We start from the raw sequence: 23,413 nt of genomic DNA on the forward strand, positions 1-23,413 counted from the left end.
ACTATTAAATTTTCCATTTTGATTTAACGATTTTTATATTTTAAAGGAATTTAAAAATTACCACTGAAATTATTATTAGAAATAAAATCTATAATTTCACTTTTCTTAAGTTTTTAGAACCCATATTGTCAATACATTTAAACAATGTTTTCGAATCAAAAGGTTTAACTATAATATCATTTATCCCAACTGAAATAGCCTCTTCGGTAATTTCTTCTTTATCAAAAGCGGTAAGTGCTACAATAGGCGTTTTTATCCCTTTATCCCTAATTCTTTTTGAGGTCTCAAACCCATTCATTAATGGCATATTAATGTCCATGAATATAATATCAAAATCTTCTTCTTCCAGCAATTTCAAAGCTTGAAACCCATCATCAACAATGGTGCAGGTGTAATTATTTTTTTTGAGGATTTTTTCAGTTACAATCTGGTTGATCTTATTGTCTTCAACAACTAAAACCTTCAATAATTTATTTAAGGATAAATCAACCTGAATATTATTTATTATTTCGTTGGTTTTATTAGTGTCCGATTCAAAAGCAATTGTGAAGTTAAATTCGGTTCCAACACCTACTGCACTTTCGATAGAAATATCGCTTCCAAACAATTTCAGCAAACGTTTAACAATAGACAGTCCTAAACCAGTTCCTTGATAATCATCTTCTTTTCTTCCTACTTGTACGAATTTTTCAAATATTTTATCTTGATCCTCAATGGCTATACCTACTCCATTATCCTTAATCTTGAATTCAATAAAATGAAACTTATTCGTTATTTTTAATAAATTTACTTCAATTACCACTTCTCCATTCGTAGTAAATTTCAAAGCATTACCCACTAGATTTATAATGATTTGAGAAAGCCTTAATTTATCACCAATTAAATTTTCAGGAATTTCAGGCGCTATTTTTACACGGATGATATTATTATTGTTTTTGGCCAAAAACAAAAGTGAGTTTTTAATCATATTTATTTCATCCGAAATATTAAATGTCAAATTTTCAAGAATAACTCTATTCTCCTCAATTTTATTAATTTGAAGAACATCATTAACCAACGACAATAAATATCTGGCTGAAAATTTCAAAGAATTCAAGTGTGGACTATTTGCTAATTCTTTGTGTTCATCTAAGAGCATATTTGTAATTCCAATCACTCCATACAACGGAGTTCTTAATTCATGGCTTATTGTTGAGACAAATTGTGATTTTAATATTGATGCTTCTTCTGCTTTATCTTTTGCAATAATTAATTTGTCATTAGTAAATGAAAGCTCTGTATTTATTTTTTTCTTGAAATTATTATTTTTAAGCAATGTATAAATTAGAAGTAATAAAACACTTAGAACAATTATAAACAAAAGGACAATGATTTTGGATTTCCTTAAACTTTGAAATTGCAATTCTTTTTCCGTTTCAATTTTTTCAATCTCTCTTTTATATTCGTCCAACTGAAGATTAATACCGGCCATATTTGCCTTATCAATCATCTTTTTATTCAAGAGATCAGCCGTTATTTTATCATAAAGGGCTAAGTTTTCATATGCTTTCTTATAGCTCCCATTTTTAAACAAATACTTAGAATATTCTTGATGAGTATAGGATAGATCCAGTTTCTCGTTTCCTTTTTTCCCTAAATTAATTCCCTCTAAAAAAGAAGTATCCGCATTTTTATGATCCTTTTTAGATGCATAATACATGCCATTTAGCATATTTAAAGCTACAATAGTACTTTCATCTCCAAATTTTTTATGATAGGTATTGGTAAACTTCAAATATGGAAAGCCTTCGTCAAAAAAGCCAATATCAAAAAGAGCCCATGCTATATTGAGTTTTGTTACAACTATTTTGCTGGTGTCTGCTAATTTGTAACAATTCTTCAATGAAGATTTATAGTAATTAATTCCATTTTTATATTGTTTCTTTTCAAAACAATATATATTTCCTAAATTATTATTGATAATATATTCAATAGCATCATTATTAGTGTTGTTAGCGTAAGAAAGCCCTTTTTTGTAAAAAAAAATAGCTTTGTCAAATTCTGATAATTCCTCGAAATTTGCACCAATGGTTTTGTAACACTTTGCGATAAGATTATCATCCTTGGATTTAATTGCATGACGTAAGGCAAGTCTCGCAGTCACTAATGATTTTTCAAAATTAGAATTAGAATAATAAATAGCTGCTTGTCTGGTTAATCTAACAATTTCTTTATTGGAGGATGGTTTAGTTAATGAATAACAATTGACACTAATGAAGTTTAGTGTGATTATCAATAAAAAAATTCTAATTTGGAACATATATAGTTTTTTATTGATTCAAATGTACAATATAATAATAAAAAAATAATATTATTTGTAAACATATTCTTAAAAATATTTCATAATACCCATGAAATAAGCACGATAATAAATTATAACTTTTGTTAAATCTCAAAATATTAGCAGGAAGAGTTTAAATTTAATGAAAAGACACAAAAAAACCCATTTGAAAAACAAATGGGCTGTATAGCTCTTTTTAAAAGAATATATTTAAATTATTTCTGCAGTTTCCATCTCATTTTCATCACCTGCTTCCCATTGACCTACAACTGATGTAGCCAACGCATTTCCTAAAACATTCGTTGCACTACGAAACATATCGCAAAAATGATCTATTGGTAAAATTAATGCAATTCCTTCAATTGGAATATCAAACATACCACAGGTTGCGGCAACTACCACTAAACTTGCTCTTGGCACACCTGCAATACCTTTACTGGTTAACATTAGAACTAAAAGCATGGTCATTTGTGTTCCTAAATCTAAATCGATTCCGTAGGCTTGAGCAATAAAAATACTGGCAAAAGTCATGTACATCATACTTCCATCTAAATTGAAAGAATAACCTAAAGGCAACATGAAAGAAACAATACGGTCTTTTACTCCAAAACGTTCTAATTCCTCCGTAAGTTTTGGAAAAACAGCTTCACTGCTGGTTGTTCCAAAAGCAATGATTAACGGACTCACAATTCTTTTGAGCAAAACAGTCATTCTGCTTTTTAGAAAAATATAACCAACCAATATTAATACTACCCAAAGTGATGAAATACCAATTAGGAAAGAACCAAAAAATTTAAAATAGGTTATGGCTAATTCCTGAAAATCTCTAACTGCAAATACTCCTGCAATGGCACCAAAAACACCTATTGGAGCAAACTTCATTACATAGTTTACCATCTTTAAAACGATGTGGGACGTTTTATCTAAAGCATTTGTAACAGGCTTTACATAATCTCCTAATGCTGCTGCTGCTAAACCAAAGAAAATAGAAAAAATAACAATTTGTAAAATTTCATTGGTAGCCATCGCTTCAAAAATACTTTTAGGCACAATATGCTCAATAAAATTTTCGAAAGTCAAACTTTGTGTTTTAGCTGTAACTTCTGAAGCTGATGCTAAATCAACATTAGATAGATTAAGACCAACTCCTGGTTCGAGTATGTTTACAAAAAACATTCCCAATAATAACGAGATGAATGAGGCTGTAAAAAACCATCCCATGGCTTTCCCGCCTATTCTTCCTACTGCCTTAATATCGCCTAATTTTGCAATTCCCACAACCAGTGTCGTAAATACTAATGGAGATATGATCATTTGGACCAATCGAATAAAAACGGTTGCCAACATTTTTATTTTACCACTAAAAGATTGGGCTGTGGCTGCATCTGTTGAATTATGAATGATTATTCCTAAAACAGCACCTAAAAACATTGCTATTAGGATTTGACCTGTTAAGCCTTTAAAAAATGATGGTTTCTTGGTTGTAATTGTATTCATTAATGTAAAAATTGATTTCAAGGTTATGGTTCAGGATTTAGCTCGTCAAAATACTGAGTATGCAATGCTATTTTAAATAGATTTTGTTTATCAAATAAAAATCTGCCAGAACTATTGCTGCCATGGCTTCAACAATAGGAACTGCACGCGGAACAACACAAGGATCATGACGACCTTTACCTGTCATTTCTGTAATATTTCCTTTATTATCCAATGACTCTTGTTTTTGCATAATAGTGGCTACAGGTTTGAAAGCGACACGAAAATAAATGTCCATCCCGTTGCTGATTCCGCCTTGAATACCGCCTGAAAGATTGGTTTTAGTGGTTCCATCAGGATTGTATAAATCGTTGTGTTCGCTACCTTTCATTTTAGCTCCGCAAAAACCGCTGCCAAACTCAAATCCTTTTACCGCATTTATTGAAAGCATGGCTTTACCCAATTCAGCATGAAGTTTATCAAAAACAGGTTCTCCTAAACCAATAGGCACATTTTGAATCACACAGGTTACGGTACCTCCCACGGTATCTCCCTGTTTTCGGATGTCACGAATATAATCCTCCATAACTATCGCCATGGCTTCATCAGGACAACGAACCGGATTATTCTCCGTTTTAGAAAAATCCAAATCCTGGTATGGTTTTTCTAAAAAAATTGGCCCTACAGATGATACGTATGCATTTATTTTAATTTCAGGTAACATTTGTTTTGCAATGGCACCCGCAACAACTCTACTGGCAGTTTCACGAGCAGAACTTCGTCCTCCTCCACGATAATCACGAACGCCATATTTTTTTTCATAAACATAATCGGCATGACTTGGTCTGTAATTATCTTTTATATGGGAGTAATCGTCTGATTTTTGATTGGTGTTTGGAATAATGAAACCTATTGGTGTTCCTGTAGTTTTCCCTTCAAAAATTCCGGAGAGAAATTGTACGTCATCCGGTTCTTTTCTTTGGGTAACAATTGCTGATTGTCCGGGCTTACGTCTAGACATTTCATGTTGTACTGCATCAAGATCTATCGTTATTCCAGAAGGACATCCATCTATTATTCCGCCTAAAGCTTCTCCATGTGATTCTCCAAAAGTTGTAATTCTAAATAGGGTTCCATAGCTATTTCCTGCCATTGTAGTTAGTTTTGAACAAATGTATGATTTTAGTTTAAAGTTCAAAAGTTTATCCCAATATTTAGGGACAAACTTTTAAGAAAACTTTAATAATTATTGCCTTTAAATTAATCTATCGTCCAATTTCTTAACTTTTAAATAAATTTCAAGTAATAATAACATCCTTAATTTGTTAAAATTCAAAAAAGGATCAATTGAAAAAAAGAAAAGTTGAAGTAGTTGTGATTTCTGATGTACATCTTGGAACTTACGGAAGTCATGCTAAAGAGCTCTATAATTATCTATCTTCCATTAAACCAAAAATTTTAGTGTTAAACGGCGATATTATAGACATCTGGCAATTTAGGAAATCCTACTTTCCGAAAACGCATTTAAAAATTATTCAAAAGATTATAAGTTTGGCGACCAAAGGAACTAAGGTCTATTATATAACAGGAAATCATGATGAAATGTTACGAAAATTTAGCGATATGAACATGGGAAATTTTACTTTGGCAGATAAATTAATACTGGATTTAGACGACAAAAAAGCGTGGATTTTCCATGGAGATGTTTTTGACGCTTCTGTACAACATTCGAAATGGATTGCAAAATTAGGTGGTATGGGATATGATTATTTAATCCTCTTGAACCGATTTGTAAATTGGTGTTTATTAAAAATAGGAAAAGAGGCTTACTCCTTTTCTAAAAAAATAAAGGCAAGTGTGAAAAGTGCCGTCAAACACATTTCAGATTTTGAAAAAACAGCCACTGAATTAGCCATTGAAAAAAAATACGATTATGTTATTTGCGGACACATTCACGAGCCTAAAATGGTACTGAAAGAAAACAAAAATGGCTCTACTATGTATTTGAATTCAGGGGATTGGGTAGAAAATTTAACGGCATTGGAATACAATAAAAAACGATGGAAATTATATCGTTATGTTGAAGCTAACTATCCTGTAGAGGAAAACCTGCTTGAAATGGAAGACATTTTAAGCAATCAATTAATAGCTTCAATACTATTTCCCAAGTAAAATATTTTATTTTGCGTTATAAAAATCTTAAAGCTTACTAAAAGTGGGAATTATATAACAATTAACAAAAATTTTGTAAATTGACTCAATGACTTTAAACCTATCTTTGTACAACAAAAAATCACTTATGAAAAAAATTATTTTATCAGTAATAATGCTAGTTGGATTAGCATTTACTGCGCAGGCTCAAGATATTTCGAAAAATGCATTAGGTCTACGTTTAGGAGGCAATAATGGTTTTGGTGGAGAACTTTCTTATCAAAGAGGGTTATCTAAAAACAATAGACTTGAATTAGATTTAGGTTGGAGAAACAGAAATAACTATAACAATAATGGTTATGATGACAATGCAATCAAATTGGCAGCATTATACCAATGGGTTTGGAACATCGATGGTGGTTTCAACTGGTATGCAGGTGTTGGTGGTGGTTTAGGTAGCTACAGCTATGATGATAACAACAACAATCACTATAATGACACTTTTGCATTTGCAGCTGGAGATATAGGTATTGAATATAATTTTGACATTCCATTATTGATCTCTTTGGATTTCAGACCTGAATTTGGTGGAAACGGTTATTATGAAAATAATTATGGTTCTGATATTGCTTTGGGTTTAAGATACCAATTCTAATATTTAGAAAATATATTTAAGAAAGAGAGCTCCATTTTGGAGCTCTCTTTTTTATAAGTAGAATTATCCCAATGAATGTTAATTAAAATTTGTTGGCACAGTTCTTGGATTTACAGAAAAAGTATTGACACAAAGAGTTAATATAAAATGATTACTTATTAAAAATTCGAAAAATGAAAACATTAAAACTACTCGCCTTAGGAATAATCCTTTTTGCCTCAAGTACAATTCATGCACAAGTCTCAGTAAGTTTAAATATAGGTACAGCTCCATCATGGGGACCTGTAGGATATTCTGAAGTAGACTATTATTATTTACCTGATGTCGAAGCCTACTATGACATCAGAGCTACACAATTTATTTATTTCAATGGAGGAAGATGGACCAGATCTAGATATTTGCCAGGACAGTACAGAAATTATGATTTGTACAACGGATACAAAGTAGTATTGAATGATTATCATGGTTCAAGACCATATGTGAACTACAGAAATGATAGAGTGAAATATTACAAAGGGTACCATGGTAGACCGCAAAGAAATATAGGTTATCGAAATAATGACCGTAGAGAACATGAAAATCGCGGTAACTATGCAAATCAAAGACGTGATAATCATGGAAATTAAGGACGTGGTAACAATGGTCATGGAAATGAAGGACGTGGTAACAACGGACATGGTAATGGACATGGTGGTGGTCATGGTAGAGACTAGTTAATTGTCTATCATGAAAACAGGATAAAAAGAGAGAACTTTGATTGGTTCTCTCTTTTTTTGTTACATACTTTTTCTTTTTTTAAAGAAAATCAAAAACATTTCAAAAAAAAATTAATTAATTCCTACATTTGGAGCTATTGCAAATTAAATTCAAAAAAATGCAAAATAAATATATACAGACCTTTATACTTTTTCTTTTTTGTTTTCAAATAACAATCGCTCAACAGCCCCAAAAACTGAATTCTGTTGAAATTTATGCCCAAATTCAAAAACTTAATTTTTTAGGATCGGTACTTTATATAGCCGCCCATCCTGATGATGAAAACACCCGATTAATTTCCTATTTATCAAACGAAACAAAAGCAAGAACCGGTTACTTATCTTTGACTCGTGGTGACGGAGGGCAAAATCTAATAGGCCCTCAATTGCGAGAATTATTAGGAGTAATCCGCACTCAAGAATTGATAGAAGCCCGAAAAATTGATGGTGGAGAACAGTTTTTTTCACGTGCCAATGATTTTGGTTTTTCTAAAAATCCTGAGGAAACATTAGAAATTTGGGACAAACAAAAAGTGCTTTCTGATATTGTTTGGGCAATTAGAAAATTTCAGCCCGATGTAATCATCAATCGGTTTGACCATCGTTCCTCCGGAACGACACATGGTCATCACACGGCATCAGCCATACTTAGCACAGAAAGTTTTGATTTAGCCAATAATCCAACCGTTTTTCCTGAACAATTGCAATTAGTAGAGCCGTGGCAACCCAAACGCCAATTTTTCAATACTTCTTGGTGGTTTTACGGAAGTAAAGAAAAATTTGATGCAGCAGATAAATCCAATTTAGTTGAAATGCAAACCGGCGTTTATTATCCATCCGTTGGCAAATCAAATCAGGAAATTGCGGCATTAAGCCGAAGCCGACATCAGTCACAAGGTTTTGGAAGTACAGGAAGTCGTGGCGAGGAAACAGAATATTTAGAGTTTATAAATGGTGAAGCACTGCAAAACAAAACTTCAATTTTTGAAGGGATCGACACGAGCTGGAATCGTGTAAAAGGAGGCAAACCAATTGGTGAATTATTGACAACTATAGCTTCTCAATTCGATTATAACAATCCTTCAGCCAGTATTCCAAATTTAGCTAAAGCCTATACCATAATGCAATCTTTAGACGAAAATCATTGGACAACTATAAAATCTACTTCTATAAAAGAAATTATTGCCGCTTGTTCCGGTTTGTATCTCGAAGCAGTATCCCAAAATCAAGAAGCAACTCCCGGCAGTTCTGTTAAACTAAAACTTGAAGCCATAAACAGAAGCGATATTCCGATGCAATTAATAAGTCTAACCACTTTGCCTGAACAAAAAACTACGCTTCAAAATAAAGTATTAGATACTAATATTTTAAAATCGGTAAACCTCGATTTACAATTGCCTTCAACCTTGGAATACACGCAACCGTATTGGCTAAAAGAAAAAGGAACAGTTGGAATGTACACCGTAGCCGAACAAAAAAACATCGGAATTCCTGATATAATTCGACAATTAAAGGTCGTATTTAATATCCTAATTAATGGAATTGAAATCCAGTTTGAACGCACCGTAGTTTACAAATACAACGATGATGTAAAAGGTGAAATGTATAATTATTTAGATATTGTTCCTGAAGTAACCACAAGTATTCTTGATAATATATCCCTTTTTAAAAATGGAAAAAATAAAGAAATAGCTGTAAAAATAAAATCTGGAAAAGATGCTGTAAAAGGTGATTTAATTCTGGAATTACCTAATAACTGGGTGGTTGCACCTAAATCAATTCCATTTAATTTAGAAAAAAAAGGGACAGAACAAATCGTTTATTTTCAAGTAACTCCACCTAATCAGATTGATGAAGCGGTAGCCAAAAGCATTGCTGTTGCTGATAACAAGCGATATGATAAAGACCAAATCAGTATTGATTACAATCACATTACGAAACAACAAGTGTTGAAACCTGCTGAAGCAAAATTTATCAAACTGGATTTAAAAACTAATGAAGAGAGAATTGGTTACATAATGGGAGCCGGAGATGAAGTGCCTAAAAGTTTATCTCAAATGGGCTACAAGGTAACACTCCTTAAACCCGAGGAAATAACTCCCGGAAAACTAGCCAATCTTGATGTTGTGATGACTGGAGTTAGAGCCTATAACACTGTACAAGAATTAGCAAATAAACAATCCATACTTTTTGATTTTGTAAAAGAAGGAAAAACAATGCTGGTGCAATATAATACTCCTGATGATATTGTCGCCACAAATATTGCTCCGTTTCCAATGAAAATTTCAAGGGATCGGGTAACTGAGGAAAATACTGAAGTCCGTTTCTTGGCTCCAAATCATCCGGTTTTGAACACTCCAAATAAAATCACAACTAAGGATTTTGAAGGATGGAAACAGGAACAAGGATTGTATTATCCTAATGAATTTGATAAAGCCTTTACTCCTATTTTATCATCTAATGACAAAGGAGAAACTCCCAAAAATGGCGCATTATTAGTCGCTCCGTACGGAAAAGGATATTATATTTATACCGGTTTAAGTCTTTTCAGAGAATTACCGGAAGGAGTTTCAGGTGCTTTTAGATTATTGTCAAACATCATTTCGTTGAAAGCCCCCGTAAAAATTCCTGCTCAAAAAATCAAGAATTAAAACAATTCAAAATGGAAACAAAAAAAATAAAAACTTGGAAAAAAAACTACACTTGGGTTCTTGTAGTTAATGCCATCTATATTTTGATTTTTTACCTAATAATGCACTTATACTCTTAACTTATGCAACTATTTGATTGGATTGTACTCATAGTCACACTATTATTTATTGTTATTTATGGCGCTTGGAAAACCAAAGGAAGTAAAAATGTAGAAGATTTTATTCTTGGCGGTAACGAAACCCCTTGGCATATTGTCGGACTTTCGGTTATGGCAACACAAGCCAGTGCGATCACTTTTCTATCGACACCGGGACAGGCCTATCACGACGGAATGGGATTTGTGCAATTCTATTTTGGACTCCCTATTGCCATGGTCGTTATTTGTGTAACTTTTATCCCGATCTATCATAAATACAAGGTATATACCGCTTATGAGTACCTCGAAAAAAGGTTTGATCTTAAGACCCGTTCTCTAGCCGCAATACTTTTTCTATTTCAGAGAGGATTAGGAACTGGACTGACCATTTATGCACCGGCCATTATTTTATCGGCATTGTTAGGATGGAATCTTACTATTATGAATATTATCATTGGTGTATTAGTAATCATATATACTTTCTCTGGTGGAACAAAAGCGGTAAACGTAACTCAGAAACAGCAAATGTTTGTAATCATGTCGGGAATGTTAATCACCTTTTTTCTGATTTTACATTACTTGCCAAATGATATGACTTTTACTAATGCTTTGCATATTGCCGGGGCAAATGACAAGATGAATATTGTTAGTTTTTCAATAGATCCAGAAGAAAAGTATACTTTTTGGAGCGGTATTACAGGGGGGTTTTTCCTCGCCTTGGCTTATTTTGGTACTGATCAATCTCAGGTTGGGCGTTACTTATCAGGAAGATCTGTTCGGGAAAGCCAAATGGGATTGATTATGAACGGTCTTTTAAAAGTTCCTATGCAGTTCTTTATTTTACTTACCGGGGTTATGGTTTTTGTTTTTTTTCAATTCAATCCGGTGCCATTAAACTTTAATCCAAATAATAAAATAATAGTAGAGAAATCCGCCTTTAAAGCAGAATATCATGCACTGGAAAAAAAATTGGACGATCTATCCGAAGACAAAAAAGTAATTAATCTTTTGTACATCGACCAATTGAATCAAGATTATGACAATCCAATTCTTCGAAAAGAATTAATTACTTTATCCAATAAGGAAAAAGATTTAAGAGACCGAGCTAAAGAAATTATTCTAAAAGCGGATAGCGGTAGCGAAACTAACGATAAAGATTACGTATTTTTTCACTTTATTTTGCATTATTTACCTAAAGGACTCATTGGGTTATTACTGGCGGTAATCATTTCTGCGGCTATGTCTTCAACTGCATCAGGACTGAATGCATTGGCGTCGACCACTGCAATTGACATCTACAAACGCAACCTAAAAGAAGAAAAATCAGAAAGGCATTATCTGAATGCTACGAAATTTTTTACGTTGCTTTGGGGAATTATAGCGATTCTTTTTGCTTGTATTGGCACCTTGTTTGAAAACCTGATTCAATTAGTAAATATCATTGGATCCATATTCTACGGAACAGTTCTTGGAATTTTTCTTGTGGGTTTTTACATAAAACAAGTACATTCTAAAGCTATATTTTATAGCGCAGTAGTCAGTCAAATTACAATTTTTATTATTTACTATTATGCCATTTATATTTTTCCAAGCGGAGAAGAAAAACTGGGTTATCTATGGCTTAATTTCATTGGAGCAATGTTAACGATTATAATTTCGTTAGTATTGCAATGGACTGTTTTCAAAAAAGAAAAATCATTAGCCTAGTATTTTAAATTTAATATAGTGCAACCCGTTTTATAAACTGATCGTTTAATTTAACATAAAAATCCCGTCTCGAAATTAACGAGACGGGATTTTTTTATTTAAAGAAATAAAGTATTAATTCTTACTCCATTCTGTTATGCTTTCCTTATTCATCTTTACATAGTCTGGGTTTTTAGCTTTTTCAGCTGCAGCCAATGATATTTTTGCCGTTTCAATAGCTCCTTTTTTATCGCCTAGTTTCGCTTGTATCAATGATTTTAAACGGTAATAATAAAATGGTTTTTCCTGATTCATTTCTAAAGCTTTATTTACATAAACTAATGCTTTAGCGGCATCTCCATTTGATTGCAATAAAAATTGTGCCGCAGAAAAATAATCACCAGCAGTTGGTCCACCCAATGCTTTTTCAATACTTGCAGTTGCCGTTTTTTGAGTAGGCACTTCAAATTTTAAAGCAACATAAGAACTCTCCCAATACATTTCTAAATAGGCAAAATTATTATCTAAACCACTTATTCCTACAGTAAAAGTTTCAACTGGTTTTGGCAAAGTTTCTTCTTTCACGGTAGTTCTTAATACTACATTAGCTTCGTTCCATTCTTCTGGATTTCCCCAATTATCAGTAGTAGAATAAAATATTATGTCCCAACTTTCAATTTTAGGAACAGTAAACAAAGAATATTTTCCTTTTTTTAAAGTTTTCCCATCAATAACTACATCATCACTAAATGATATTGTTGTGTTTTCATTAGCTCCAGTTCTCCACACTTTTCCAAAAGGGATTAAATTACCAAAAACGGCTCTTCCTCTGGCACTTGGTCTGGAATAATTAATTTCAACTTGGGTCAAACCAACTGTTTGAATGATCGTTGCTTTTGGACTGGCTTGTGGTGTTTTCACCTGTGCCTCAATGGTGAAGTTTGCAATAATGATAGCAAATGCAATTAGAATGTTTTTCATAGTATCTGTTTTTATGTTGTCCAAATTTACAAATTCAGTCATTCCCAAATGTTAATTATTCCTTAATTTGGAATCTAAATTCTTAACGGCATCAAAACCTAATTCATTGAAATGATTAATCACCACATCTGCTTCCGTTAAATCCTGGTCTTTTGAATGAATGCTATTGTAACCCACACACAAAATCCCGGCTGCTTTTGAAGCTCTGACCCCGTTCGTACTGTCTTCAATTACAATACAATTTTCTTTTGGGGCAATCGATAAACTGGCTGCGTGTTCAAAAATGGCAGGATGCGGTTTTGATTTAGGAAAATCTTCACCACTTACCACATGAGTAAAATATTCGTGCAGTTTAAAACGACGAAAAACACGCTCGATGGTAACTTTAGAAGCAGAAGAAGCCAAAATTAGTTGCATCCCGTTTTGGTGTAATTCTTTGATTAAGTTTTCAACACCTTCCAGCAGTTCTAAATCTTCTTTACTATCAAAAGCATCATTAAAAATACTGCGCTTTCTCTGAATTAAATCTTCAACTTTTTGATTAATTTCAAAACTTTCTTTCAATTTCTGAAATACATTTCTAGTCGATAAACCGGTAAACGAAGTATAGATATCTTCAGTGACTGCAATATTTAATTCTTCAAAGTGCTGAAAATAAGCATAACGATGAACTGGCTCTGTGTCGACAATTACGCCGTCCATATCAAAAATTACGGTTTGTATCATTTTTTTAAAATATTAGATTCTATAGTTTCTAAGTATTAATTTCTGGGAATGAGAATATAAGATGTAATCATAAGGCAATTAGTTTTGGCTAATTATAGATCGAACCAAGGTTATTAAATAAGCACTTTCAACCGTCACTTCGAGTAATTTTGAACATTAATGCGATAGCTTTAATGTTTAAAATTGTATCTAGAAGTATTCAAAACGTAAGGGTTCTCGATACTTCGTAAAAATTTCCTACCACAAATTATTACTCAACTCGAACTGACGAATCTTTAACGGTAATGACATTTCGAGCTGACAACTAAAAAAACTACTCTTTTTTAAGTAAATATCGAATCACCGTTTCTGCCGCATATAAACCAAATAACCCTGGCATATAGCTATTTGTCCCGTAAAATGATTTTTTAAAATTGGACCCATCGGTCATTTTCAAACTGCTTTCGTCTTGAATTTCAGATGAAAAAACGACTTTCAATTTATCAATTTTAAATTCTTTTAACCGTCTTCTTATTGTTTTTGCAAAGAAACAATTGACCGTATTGGTAATGTCCGTTACCTTTACTTTTGAAGCTTCCATCTTTCCTCCGGCACCCATACTGCTTATAATTTTCACTCTTTTTCTTTTGGCTGCAATAATCAGATTCAGTTTTGGAGTTACACTATCAATGCAATCCAAAACATAATCAAATTCCTCCGAAACAATCTCAAAAGCGCGCTCTGGAGAAAGAAATTCCTGCACGCGGGTCAATTTCAATTCCGGATTTATATCCATTAATCGATCACCAACCACAGTAACTTTGGGTTGTCCCACGGTAGAATGTAAAGCAGGTAACTGTCTGTTTATATTGGTAATATCAACTACATCACCATCTACAATTGTCATTTTCCCCACTCCTGCTCTTGCCAAAAATTCAGCAGCAAAAGATCCTACACCACCTAGTCCTACGACTAATATATTTGCATTTTGCAATCTATTTAAACCTTCTTTTTTAAATAAAAGTTCGGCTCTTTCTGTCCATTCTGCCATTATTTTTTTAGTTTATTGTTTATAGTTTGTTGTTCTCAAAAATCTGAAATCAACAATCGTTACTCTGCATTCTTAAATCAATTATAGCTCAATCTTGAATACTTCCAAAAAATTACTGTTCACCAGATTCTGCATTTCTTCCACCGAAATACCTTTGTATTTTGCTGCCAATTCATAAACAGCTTCGATTCCTTCTTCAACTGTATCCGTTTCTAAAAAAAATCGATTATTGGGAACGCTTTTAAAAACAGCATCTAGTTCCTTATTGAGCAATAAATATTTACCAAACGAAATATAAAATCCGTTTTCCAACAACTGTTTTGCTAACTGTTCGCTTTTGGAAAATCCATGAATTAGTATTGGAACTGTAATTTTTAATTTTTTTATAGTTTCAATCAATTCCTGAAAAGCCGCAACGCAATGTATAACTACTGGTTTTTGATATTGCTGCGCCAAAAGCAATTGCTTTTCGAAAACCAAAACTTGCAATTCCATTGGAACTTCAATACGTTTGTCTAGCCCGCATTCACCTATAGCTATACAAATTGGTTCTTTAAGTTTGCTCTCTAATATTTCAAAATCAGATTCTAATCGTTCTTCAACGATAAACCAAGGATGAATTCCAATAGAATAATACGGTATCGTTGCATCAAATTCCCAAGGATATTGATTGACTAATTCCAAAACATTGGACTGATTCGTGAATTTATGGGTATGTAAATTAAAGAACTCCATTAGTCGTGAAATTTTTTAACTCCGGCTTTTATTTCGATATTCAAATCGTTTTCTAAAGGTACTTTTGGGCACGAATATTTATGACTGTAAGCACAATACGGATTGTAAGATGTATTAAAATCGATAGCGATCGTTTCGCCTTTAGGGACTTTGATGTCAATGTATTTTCCGCCTATGTAACTTTCAGTGCCGCAAGTCAAATCTGAAAACGGTAAAAATAAATAGTCTTTGTATTCCTTTTTCTTTGAAAGCTCAATATTCCTGTAAATATTCAGTTTAAAATCTTTTCCATCTAAAACAAAATGAGCTTCGCCATATTTTACATACATTGGTTTTCTTTCCCCAGTGGTTTTCATTTCAAACGGCTTTTCCTTTTTTGTTCTGACAAATTTTGCTGTCACATAGAACTTCTCATTTATCGGATAAAAATCCAGCGCTTTGAATGCAGCCAAATCTTTCGCAGACAAAGGGCTTGTCTTTGCATCAGCATATTCCGAGTTGATCACTTTTTGAAATTTGGCAACAGCCGAAACATCAAATTTATCTTGGCCAAAGCCAAAATTCAATTGAACCAAAAGAAACAAAGTAAATAGCGTTCTCATATTTATATCTTTTTGACTTTCCGCTATAATAATCATCGGAAATTTTGTTGGTACATACAAAAATAAAGTTATTCCGTTGAACCATTAAGAAATTAAGGTCCACTAAGGATAAAAACTTTATTTTCTTAATTTCTTAATGGTAAAAAAAATATTTTGTCTTCTTTGCGGGTAGTCCTAAATAATTTTATGCAAAAATAGTTTAAAAGTTACAATGCAACAAAGACGCATCGCTACAAAGTTTTCTACCTTTGCAAAATTATAACTTTATATATGATCCAAACCGCTTTCCAACGTTACATTAACAATTTTAGAGGATTCACCAGAGAAGTATGGATTCTTACTTTGATAACTTTTATCAATCGCGCCGGTACGATGGTTTTGCCTTTTCTATCTAAATATTTGAAAGAAGATTTACAATTTTCTTACGCACAAGTGGGATGGATTATGGTTGCTTTTGGTTTTGGATCCATGCTGGGTTCCTGGCTTGGAGGGAAATTATCTGATAAAATTGGATTCTATAAAATCATGGTTTTCAGCTTATTTACCAGTGGAATCATGTTTTTTATAATACAATACATTACGACTTTTTGGGGATTGTGTATAGGAATGTTTGTTATTATGACCGTAGCTGATATGTTTCGTCCCGCCATGTTTGTTTCCCTTGGCACGTATGCAAAACCTGAAAATCGAACCAGAGCTTTGACTTTAGTACGACTAGCCGTAAATTTAGGTTTTACTGCAGGGCCGGCTTTGGGTGGCTTAATCATCATGAATTTAGGATATAGCGGACTTTTTTGGGTAGACGGAAGCTCTTGTATCGTCGCCATTTTGATTTTTGCCTTATTGGTGAAAGAACGCAAAAAACCTGCCGATTTAAATACAATTAATGGTGGAACCGAAATCCCTGCTTCCGTTTTCAAGGACAAAATATTCTGGATATTCCTGTTTGTATGTTTTGCCACAGCGATGCTGTTCTTCCAACTTTTCACCACTTTACCCTTGTATCACAATGAGAAATTTGGTTTAACTGAATTTCAAAGCGGACTTTTACTATCGCTAAACGGATTATTAATTTTCTTTTTGGAAATGCCAATTGTCAGTTTTACCCAAAGAAAAGATATCAGTAAACTCAAAATTATCCTTTGGGGCTGCGTACTCATGTCCATTAGTTTTTACCTGCTTTTGATAAATATCTGGGCGGGAATACTCGTAATAAGCATCATTATAATCACTTTTGGGGAAATGTTCATCTTTCCTTTTTCCAATTCTTTTGCTTTAAGCAGAGCCCCAAAAGGACATAAAGGACGTTACATGGCTTTGTTTACCATGAGTTTCAGTTTAGCGCATATTGCGAGTTCTAAAACTGGATTGGAACTCATTGGACATTTTGGTTACCAAACCAACTGGTTTTTCATGGGCACCTTAGGACTTCTCTCTGTGTTGGGTTGCATTTGGCTGCAAAAACTCGTTCAAATAGAACAAAAATAATTCTTTTCAATACTTTGGGCGTGACCCCATTGATAAAAGAGGCAAACTAACTAGCTGGTTATACTGCCCCTTTTATCAATGCGGTCGGGCTATGCGCGCTACTTTGGTAGCTAGCTGCAAATGAAATTCACTAAACTCCTATGAAAATAAGTGCATTGTGAAGTAATCCATCACGCAGCCTCATTTTCAAAACAATAACTCTGAATCAAAGAACTTTTATCTTTCCAAATTAACTTCATAAATAATCAAAAACCTGCAACTTGAACCCTTAATCTAGGAGTCAAAACAGGCCTAAAACTAAAAAATTAGTTAAAAAACTGCAAAAATAGTTTACAAACTATAAATATAGTTGTACATTTGATTCAAATAAAAAAATCATGCAAAAGTTAACCAACAAGGAAGAAGAAATCATGCACATTTTATGGAAGCTAAAAAAAGCATTCGTAAAAGAAGTCATGGCCGAAATCCCTGAAGAACAACCTCATTACAACACCCTTTCAACCATTGTACGCAACTTGGAAGAAAAAGGATTTGTGTCACACAATGCCTTTGGAAATACTCATCAGTACTTCCCTATCGTGAATATAGAAGATTATAGAAAACGATTCATGAACACAGCAATTGATAATTATTTCAATAGTTCCTATAAAAATATGGTCTCCCATTTTGCCAAAGAAGAAAAAATTTCTGCAGCCGAATTACGTGAAATCCTGACCATGATTGAAAATCAAGAAGAAAAGAAATAATTCTTTTTTAAGCACTGTTTTTTAAAATTCAAAAAAGTATAAACCTGAAAAAATATAACCTATAAAAGTATGGAAGCACTGTTTATTTATCTCATCAAATCCAGTGGACTGGTTGCCCTATTTTATTTAGCTTATTTTTTAATGCTACGAAAAGAAACCTTTTTCAACAGTAACCGTTGGTTTCTATTGGCTGGATTAATTACATCAGCAACTTTGCCGCTTATTATTTTCACAAAGATAGTTTGGATTGAACCAACCACAGATCCTATCAATTGGTCAAAAATTCCCATAACTAATCATTCAGAAGAAAAAACATTCGAAGATTATTTACCACTGCTTACAGCTCTTTCGTACGGAATTGGAATACTGCTTTTATTGGCCAAATTTGCTTTTGATTTTTACAGTTTGAATACAGTTCTAAAAGGAAAATTCATTCAACAACAAGCCGATTTTAAATTTATAGATATCAAAGAAAATGTAGCACCATTCTCCTATTTCAATACCATCGTTTACAATTCGGCTTTATATACTGCTTCCGAATTAGAAAATATTTTAGAACACGAGAAAGTACACAGTGAACAAAATCATACCGTTGATGTATTGATTTCGAGATTGTTTTGTATCGTATTTTGGTTCAATCCCTTCATTTGGTGCTATAAAAAAGCAATTCTACAGAACCTTGAATTCATTGCAGATAATGAAGCCACAAAAAAAATATCCGACAAAAGAGCGTATCAATTCACGCTTTTAAAAATAACAACACATGAGAACTGTGTTGCCATTACCAATCATTTTTATCAATCATTAATCAAAAAACGAATCGTTATGTTAAACAAAAATCAATCAAAAAAATGGAATTCCTGGAAGTATGCTTTAGTATTGCCGTTATTAGCGGCATTTGTATTCTTATTCCAAATTAAAACAATTGCACAGGAAAAAGTGTCTGATAAAACTACAAAAGAGCTTATAAAATCGGATGAAAAATTAGTAGATATCTACAAAATAAATAGAAATACAACCGATGGCGAATTAAAAGATAAATCTAGCACTTTAAAAGAAAACTATGCCATAATCGCTATTTTTTCTGGAATCAAAAGAAATTCCAAAAACGAATTAATCGCTATAAAAGTTGATTTGAAAAAGGGAAAAGAAATTGCACAGAAAATGGAAACGAAAGGAACTGAGGCAATAAATGAATTTGGCATTATAATATCTAAAAATGATAATGGAATGCTTACTGTAAGTTTTGGTTCGGATGAAACAATTATCAATCAAAAAAGTATTCTTATTGCTCCAAATGCACCGTCAGTAACTGAAAAAGAAATTTTTATCAACAGCAAAAAAGCAAGTCAAGATGATTTGGATAAATTAGATCCTAATGAAATTGCGACTATGAATGTCAATAAGAATGATGACAAACAGGAAATCCGAATCATTACTAATAATCATAGAAAAATGATTACCGAGAATGACATTTATATCAATAACGAAAAAGTATCTCAAAATGAATTAGACCGTTTAGATCAAAGTACAATTGAGAGAATGGATGTAAATAAGGATGATAAAACAATCCGAATTATAACCAACAATAGAGTACAATATTCTCAAGAGAGAAATTTACCAGTTCCTCCAACGCCTCCAACACCACCAGTTTTTAATATTAAAACTCCAACTCCTCCTGCATTTCCCAAAGCACCAAAAGCACCAAAAGGTGACCCAATTAAAGGAGATAAAAAAGCTTGGAAAGAGTTTGAAAATAAAATGGAAGACTACGAGGCTAAAATGAAAAAACTGGAGCCTCAAATGGAAGATTTCGATAAGCAAATGGAAGAATTTGATAAGAAAATGGAACCATTCAATAAAGAAATGGAAGCTTTTGAGAAAAAAATGAAAGTTTACGAACAACAAATGGAAGAATATCATTCTAACTTGGAACGTGAAAGAAAAAAATAATAACTCCTATAAATAACCAAAAAAGACGGTCCCTCATCAAGACCGTCTTTTTTTATATCTTTGTCCAAAACAAACCTTATGTATAAAATCCTAGCACAAATCAACAAAGTCATTTTACCTAGTTTTACTAAACAGCGATTGGATTTGGCTAAAGCCAAGAAATGGCAAATGGCGATTATCGGCTACAAATATTATGTGACCACTCGCGCTTTAGCTAATAAGTAATCGCAGTAAAAATCTCTTGTCCTTTAATTTTTGCTCTTCCATTAAGAAAAGCCAGTTCCATCAAGAAATTGCATTGCACGATTTCGCCACCTAATTGTTCTACCAGCTCACAGACCGCTTTTGCCGTCCCTCCTGTGGCCAAAACATCATCGTGAATCAGAATCCGATCTCCTTTTTGAATCGCATCGATGTGAATTTCTAAAGTATCCGTTCCATATTCTAAATCGTAGGCGGCTGAAATGGTTTCGTAAGGTAACTTATTAGGTTTTCTAACCGGAATAAAACCTACATTTAATTCCTGTGCAATAAGCATCCCAAAGAAAAAGCCACGGCTCTCTACTCCCACTACCTTGTCTATTTTTTTATCTTTCAGTGTTGAAATCAATATTTCAAGGCATTTATTCCTTGCTTGTGGGTCAATTAATAAAGGAGTGATGTCTTTAAACAAAATTCCTTCTTTAGGAAAACCCTGAATATCACGTATGTAATTCTTAAGTGGCATATTTTTTTACTTTTTTATAAATTTAGACTTGCAAATTACACAATTATCCCTATATTTGCACCCGCTAAGACGCTTAACATATAAGTTACTAGCAAAAAAATGGCCTTGTGGCGCAACTGAATAGCGCACTTGATTACGGCTCAAGAGGTTACTGGTTTGAATCCAGTCAAGGTCACAAAAAAACCCTAAACATTACGAAATGTTTAGGGTTTTTACTTTTATAACCTCTTTACAATGTCGCCATATCAATCACAAAACGGTAACGCACATCCCCTTTTATCATTCGATCGTAAGCGTCATTAACATATTTGATGTCAATCATTTCAATTTCAGAAACAATGCCATGTTCAGCGCAGTAATCTAACATTTCCTGAGTTTCCGGTAATCCGCCTATCAATGAACCTACAATACTTTTTCGACCGCCAATTAGACCGAAAGCGTGTATCTCATAGGGTGCGGGAGGCACGCCAATACAAACATGAACTCCTTTTGTTTTTAGAAGCGAAATATATAAATCTAAATTATGCTGGGCAGAAACGGTATCCAAAATAAAATCAAAATACCCCGTCACGCTTTTTAGCTGCTCCGGGTCTTTGGTTACAACAAATTTATGAGCTCCCAATTTTAAAGCATCTGCTTCTTTTTCGGGCGAAGTACTGAGAACAGTTACTTCGGCTCCAAAAGCAACACCAAATTTAACTGCCATGTGTCCCAAACCTCCAAGACCTAATATTGCCAGTTTGTGTCCTTTTCCTACTCCCAAAAATTTTAAAGGCGAATACGTTGTAATTCCCGCACAAAGCAAAGGTGCTACGGCAGCCAAATCCAACTTATCAGATATATGCAAGACAAAATCTTCATGCACGACAATGGTATTTGAATAGCCACCGTAAGTCGGAGTCTTTTTATCCTGTTCTAAACTATTATAAGTTGCTGTACTTCCATTTAAACAGAATTGTTCCAAACCTTCCTGACAGTTTTCACAAGTTCTGCAAGAATCTACCAGGCAACCGGTACCGGCTAAATCCCCTACTTTAAACTTTTTCACGTGACTTCCAACTTTTATAACTTTACCTACGATTTCATGTCCTGGAACCATTGGAAAAATAGATCCCCCCCAATCATCTTTGATTTGGTGTAAATCGCTATGGCAAACTCCACAAAATTGAATGTCAAATTGCACATCATGTGGCCCAACTTCTCTTCTTTCAAAATTCCAAGGCGCCAAATCGGACTTGTCATCCTGCACTGCATATCCTTTTGTCTGTATCATAATTTTAATTTTTAATAAAATTAATCCTTTTATTCCAACTCGTTGTTATACATTTTGTGAAGAAAATTATAAAATTTAGAGAAGTAACAATCTCTTGATAGTCAACAAAAAAAACAGTAAAATGAATCTAATACTATTTTTTTTGGCAATTTTAAAATTTGTTTCATCCAAAAGAAGTTGTTTTGACTACCTTTAAAACTTTAAAAGAAAATCATGGAAACTCAATCTTATAAAAATCACATTCGGTATTATACACCGCATCATTTCATCTATTATCCAATTGTAATTGCATTGTTGTCCTTCAGCATTTATTTTAGTTTTACAACTGAGGATCAATTAATTTGGGCTTTTATAAGTGGGATTTTCGTTGTGTTATTTTGTTTGGCATTTATGTTGCGACAACATTATGCCTTAACATTACAAAACCGAATCGTGCGATTAGAGCTTCGGTACCGCTATTTTTCTATTACAGCAAAAAGATTGGAGGATTTTGAACACCAATTAAATGACGACCAATTATTTGCCTTGCGGTTTTCACCCGACAAAGAACTTCCAGCACTTATAGAACGAACTTTGAACGAAAATCTCACAGGAAAAGCAATTAAAAAAGCCATTATTAATTGGAAAGGAGATTATGAAAGAGTTTAATATTTTATAATTATTTAAAATTCTGAATTCTATACCTATCGAATTTTGTTTCTTTGTTGCGAAAAATAATCTCCTTAAACCTGAATTTAAAACCCCTAAATGCCAGAATATTTTCTAGATATTGAATACAACAACATCATCTATAGCGAAGAAGAAGTCAATTTTAAGGAATTTGAGTGTTGCACGTTTACCAATTGTAATTTCTCTCAATGTGTATTCTTGTCCGTTACTTTTATTGACTGCACCTTTAATGATTGTACTTTTAGCGGTGCCAAGATCAATTACGTAGCCTTTAGAACCGTGACTTTCAATCGTTGCGAAATCAAAGACGTTAATTTTTCCATGTGTGACAAATTAATTTTCGAAATTGCTTTTACCGATTGTATTTTGGATTTCTCCAAATTTTATACACTGAAAATTAAAGGAACATCCTTTACCAATTGCAGTCTAATTGCAGTAGATTTCATGTCCACGGATTTGACCGAAGTATTATTTGAAAATTGCGATTTATACCGTTCTGAATTTGCAAAAGCAATTGCCAACAAAGCTAATTTCAAAACAAGCTATAACTACACTATTGATCCAAAAACAACAAAATTAAAAAAAGCAGTCTTTGCTTTAGAAGGATTAAAAGGATTGCTTTACAAACATGAAATTGTAGTCAAATAGTATT

General features: G+C 33.1%; 21 protein-coding genes and 1 tRNA gene. 12 read left to right on the forward strand and 10 right to left on the reverse strand.

The genetic code is table 11. From position 1 onward, the window contains the following. Positions 1-88: 88 nt before the first annotated feature. From ACFX5E_RS08880 to aroC, 3 genes are all read right to left on the reverse strand, one after another. On the reverse strand, positions 89-2,299 hold the full coding sequence (locus ACFX5E_RS08880; RefSeq protein ID WP_379854848.1) for a response regulator: 2,211 nt from the start codon (positions 2,297-2,299) through the stop codon (positions 89-91). Between the two features lie 231 nt (positions 2,300-2,530). Then, positions 2,531-3,817 carry a dicarboxylate/amino acid:cation symporter gene (locus ACFX5E_RS08885; protein ID WP_379854849.1) on the reverse strand — a complete coding sequence of 429 codons (1,287 nt, stop codon included), beginning with the start codon at positions 3,815-3,817 and terminating at the stop codon, positions 2,531-2,533. 67 nt (positions 3,818-3,884) lie between these two features. After that, positions 3,885-4,949: a chorismate synthase gene (aroC, locus tag ACFX5E_RS08890; protein ID WP_379854850.1), complete on the reverse strand. Its 1,065-nt coding sequence runs from the start codon at positions 4,947-4,949 to the stop codon at positions 3,885-3,887. A 194-nt stretch (positions 4,950-5,143) separates the two neighbouring features. Between aroC and ACFX5E_RS08895 the strand changes: the two genes are divergently transcribed. The 5 genes from ACFX5E_RS08895 (at position 5,144) to ACFX5E_RS08915 (ending at position 11,852) form a co-directional block, all read left to right on the forward strand. Further along, positions 5,144-5,968, forward strand: coding sequence for a UDP-2,3-diacylglucosamine diphosphatase (locus ACFX5E_RS08895; RefSeq protein WP_379854851.1), 825 nt, complete (start codon positions 5,144-5,146; stop codon positions 5,966-5,968). 127 nt (positions 5,969-6,095) lie between these two features. Continuing rightward, entirely contained in the window at positions 6,096-6,602 is a 507-nt protein-coding gene (locus tag ACFX5E_RS08900) for a hypothetical protein (RefSeq protein ID WP_073205931.1), read from the forward strand. Positions 6,603-6,775: 173 nt separating this feature from the next. Then, the gene (locus tag ACFX5E_RS08905; protein WP_379854852.1) at positions 6,776-7,228 is read left to right on the forward strand and encodes a hypothetical protein; all 453 of its coding nucleotides are present in this window, start codon (positions 6,776-6,778) and stop codon (positions 7,226-7,228) included. A 248-nt stretch (positions 7,229-7,476) separates the two neighbouring features. Continuing rightward, on the forward strand, positions 7,477-10,008 hold the full coding sequence (locus ACFX5E_RS08910; protein ID WP_379854853.1) for a PIG-L family deacetylase: 2,532 nt from the start codon (positions 7,477-7,479) through the stop codon (positions 10,006-10,008). 122 nt (positions 10,009-10,130) lie between these two features. Beyond that, positions 10,131-11,852: a sodium:solute symporter family protein gene (locus ACFX5E_RS08915; RefSeq protein ID WP_379854854.1), complete on the forward strand. Its 1,722-nt coding sequence runs from the start codon at positions 10,131-10,133 to the stop codon at positions 11,850-11,852. 114 nt (positions 11,853-11,966) lie between these two features. On the opposite strand, the gene ACFX5E_RS08920 is transcribed toward ACFX5E_RS08915, so the two are convergent. The 5 genes from ACFX5E_RS08920 to ACFX5E_RS08940 form a co-directional block, all read right to left on the reverse strand. Continuing rightward, on the reverse strand, positions 11,967-12,812 hold the full coding sequence (locus ACFX5E_RS08920; protein ID WP_379854855.1) for a DUF2911 domain-containing protein: 846 nt from the start codon (positions 12,810-12,812) through the stop codon (positions 11,967-11,969). 51 nt (positions 12,813-12,863) lie between these two features. Next, positions 12,864-13,538: an HAD family hydrolase gene (locus ACFX5E_RS08925; protein WP_379854856.1), complete on the reverse strand. Its 675-nt coding sequence runs from the start codon at positions 13,536-13,538 to the stop codon at positions 12,864-12,866. A gap of 313 nt (positions 13,539-13,851) precedes the next feature. After that, on the reverse strand, positions 13,852-14,568 hold the full coding sequence (locus ACFX5E_RS08930) for a tRNA threonylcarbamoyladenosine dehydratase (protein WP_379854857.1): 717 nt from the start codon (positions 14,566-14,568) through the stop codon (positions 13,852-13,854). 81 nt (positions 14,569-14,649) lie between these two features. Then, positions 14,650-15,303: a TatD family hydrolase gene (locus ACFX5E_RS08935; RefSeq protein WP_379854858.1), complete on the reverse strand. Its 654-nt coding sequence runs from the start codon at positions 15,301-15,303 to the stop codon at positions 14,650-14,652. Beyond that, positions 15,303-15,941 (reverse strand): DUF1684 domain-containing protein, encoded by a 639-nt coding sequence (locus tag ACFX5E_RS08940; protein ID WP_379854859.1) that lies wholly within the window; start codon positions 15,939-15,941, stop codon positions 15,303-15,305. The genes ACFX5E_RS08935 and ACFX5E_RS08940 overlap by 1 nt, the downstream gene beginning before the upstream one ends. A 234-nt stretch (positions 15,942-16,175) precedes the next feature. On the opposite strand from ACFX5E_RS08940, the gene ACFX5E_RS08945 reads away from it, so the two are divergent. From ACFX5E_RS08945 to ACFX5E_RS08960, 4 genes are all read left to right on the forward strand, one after another. Beyond that, positions 16,176-17,393: an MFS transporter gene (locus tag ACFX5E_RS08945; protein ID WP_379854860.1), complete on the forward strand. Its 1,218-nt coding sequence runs from the start codon at positions 16,176-16,178 to the stop codon at positions 17,391-17,393. Positions 17,394-17,770: 377 nt separating this feature from the next. Next, on the forward strand, positions 17,771-18,139 hold the full coding sequence (locus tag ACFX5E_RS08950; RefSeq protein ID WP_379854861.1) for a BlaI/MecI/CopY family transcriptional regulator: 369 nt from the start codon (positions 17,771-17,773) through the stop codon (positions 18,137-18,139). A 69-nt stretch (positions 18,140-18,208) separates the two neighbouring features. Continuing rightward, complete coding sequence (locus ACFX5E_RS08955) at positions 18,209-20,092, forward strand: M56 family metallopeptidase (protein ID WP_379854862.1); 1,884 nt, start codon at positions 18,209-18,211, stop codon at positions 20,090-20,092. Between the two features lie 78 nt (positions 20,093-20,170). Beyond that, positions 20,171-20,317, forward strand: coding sequence for an SsrA-binding protein (locus ACFX5E_RS08960; protein ID WP_379854863.1), 147 nt, complete (start codon positions 20,171-20,173; stop codon positions 20,315-20,317). Here the strand turns inward: ACFX5E_RS08960 and ACFX5E_RS08965 are convergent. After that, positions 20,307-20,819: an adenine phosphoribosyltransferase gene (locus ACFX5E_RS08965; RefSeq protein ID WP_379854864.1), complete on the reverse strand. Its 513-nt coding sequence runs from the start codon at positions 20,817-20,819 to the stop codon at positions 20,307-20,309. The genes ACFX5E_RS08960 and ACFX5E_RS08965 overlap by 11 nt on opposite strands. A 101-nt stretch (positions 20,820-20,920) precedes the next feature. On the opposite strand from ACFX5E_RS08965, the gene ACFX5E_RS08970 reads away from it, so the two are divergent. Then, positions 20,921-20,994 (forward strand) — tRNA-Arg (locus ACFX5E_RS08970). A 54-nt stretch (positions 20,995-21,048) separates the two neighbouring features. Here the strand turns inward: ACFX5E_RS08970 and ACFX5E_RS08975 are convergent. Continuing rightward, on the reverse strand, positions 21,049-22,092 hold the full coding sequence (locus tag ACFX5E_RS08975) for an NAD(P)-dependent alcohol dehydrogenase (protein ID WP_379854865.1): 1,044 nt from the start codon (positions 22,090-22,092) through the stop codon (positions 21,049-21,051). A gap of 213 nt (positions 22,093-22,305) precedes the next feature. Between ACFX5E_RS08975 and ACFX5E_RS08980 the strand changes: the two genes are divergently transcribed. Further along, entirely contained in the window at positions 22,306-22,740 is a 435-nt protein-coding gene (locus tag ACFX5E_RS08980) for a DUF6526 family protein (protein WP_379854866.1), read from the forward strand. Positions 22,741-22,839: 99 nt separating this feature from the next. After that, positions 22,840-23,409, forward strand: coding sequence for a pentapeptide repeat-containing protein (locus ACFX5E_RS08985; RefSeq protein WP_379854867.1), 570 nt, complete (start codon positions 22,840-22,842; stop codon positions 23,407-23,409). Positions 23,410-23,413 lie beyond the last annotated feature (4 nt).

This window comes from Flavobacterium xylosi (genome assembly GCF_042787345.1).
GTDB lineage: Bacteria > Bacteroidota > Bacteroidia > Flavobacteriales > Flavobacteriaceae > Flavobacterium > Flavobacterium xylosi.